A 1418-nucleotide genomic window follows, 5' to 3' on the forward strand; every position below is an offset into this window, starting at 1 on the left:
GGATGGCGTCCCGCTTGGTGGTGTAGCCGATCAAGGCCGGGGCGTGCGCCCGGGGCGTGTGCTGATGAGGATTCCGCTCCCTGCCCAGCAGGCGGGCCACCTGCAACTCTCCTTGGTGAACGGCCAGTTCAACCCGGGAGGTGCACGGTGGCCCTGTCCCAGTCTGACCTACTCCGCCTGCTGGAGTCACTACGTTCGGCGGACGGGCTCGAACTAGTCCGCTCGGTGGCCGAGCGGATGCTCCAAGAGCTGATCGAGGCCGAGGCGAGCGCGAGGATCGGCGCGGAGTGGAACGAGCACACCGACACGCGCACCGCGCTGCGCAACGGGCACCGGGACAAGACACTGACCACGCAGGCCGGCGACCTGGACCTGGGCATACCCAAGCTGCGCTCAGGCAGCTTCTTCCCCAGCCTGCTGGAGCGCCGCCGCCGCATCGACCAGGCCCTGTTCGCCGTCATCATGGAGGCGTACGTCCACGGAGTGTCCACCCGCTCGGTCGACGAGCTGGTCAAGGCCCTGGGCGCGGACAGCGGGATCTCCAAGAGCGAGGTCTCGCGGATCTGCGCCGACCTGGACACGCAGCTGACCGCGTTTCGCACCCGGTCCCTGGACCACGTCCGGTTCCCCTACATGTACCTGGACGCGACGTACTGCAAGGCCAGGGTCGCGCACCAGATTGTCTCCCGGGCCGTGGTGATCGCCACCGGCATCACCGAGGACGGCGGCCGCGAGGTGCTGGGGGTGATGGTCGGCGACAGCGAGACCGAAGTGTTCTGGACCCAGTTCCTGCGCTCCTTGCGCGAACGCGGCCTGAACGGGGTCCGGCTCGTGCTCGGCGACCACCACTCGGGCCTGGTCAAGGCGATCCGCAAGGTGATGATCGGCGCCTCCTACCAGCGGTGCCGGGTGCACTTCCTGCGCAACGTCTTCGGCGTGATCCCGAAGGACGCCGCCGAGATGGTCGCCGCCACCATCCGCACCATCTTCGCCCAGCCCGACCAGGCCGCTGTCCGCAGCCAGCTCGACACGGTCGCCGACATGCTCGGCGCACAGTTCCCGCAGGTCAAGAAGATGCTCCTGGAAGCCAAAGACGACCTGACGGCCTTCGCGGCCTTCCCCGAACGACATTGGAAGAAGATCCAGTCCACGAACCCCCTGGAGCGGGTCAACCGAGAGATCAAGCGTCGCATCGACGTCGTCCAGGTCTTCCCCAACGACGACTCGCTGCTGCGGCTCGTCACCGCCGTGCTCTTCGAGATGCACGACGAGTGGATCGCCTTCCCCCGCCGCTACCTCCCCGAGGGCAGCATGGACCAGATCTACCCCGCCGAGCTCCCCGAGAGCGCCCCCGAACTACCCAACGCCACCAACACAACGGCCGATTGATCGGCTACACCACGACAAGGGACACGACC

At 67.4% G+C, this 1418-nt stretch carries 1 protein-coding gene; it reads left to right on the forward strand.

What is annotated here, in order from left to right:
- Positions 1 to 147 precede the first annotated feature (147 nt).
- Positions 148 to 1389 (forward strand): IS256 family transposase, encoded by a 1242-nt coding sequence (locus AB0958_RS45125; protein ID WP_366896292.1) that lies wholly within the window; start codon positions 148 to 150, stop codon positions 1387 to 1389.
- The last annotated feature ends 29 nt before the right edge of the window (positions 1390 to 1418 follow it).

Source organism: Streptomyces sp. NPDC006655, from assembly GCF_040703965.1.
Taxonomy (GTDB): domain Bacteria; phylum Actinomycetota; class Actinomycetes; order Streptomycetales; family Streptomycetaceae; genus Streptomyces.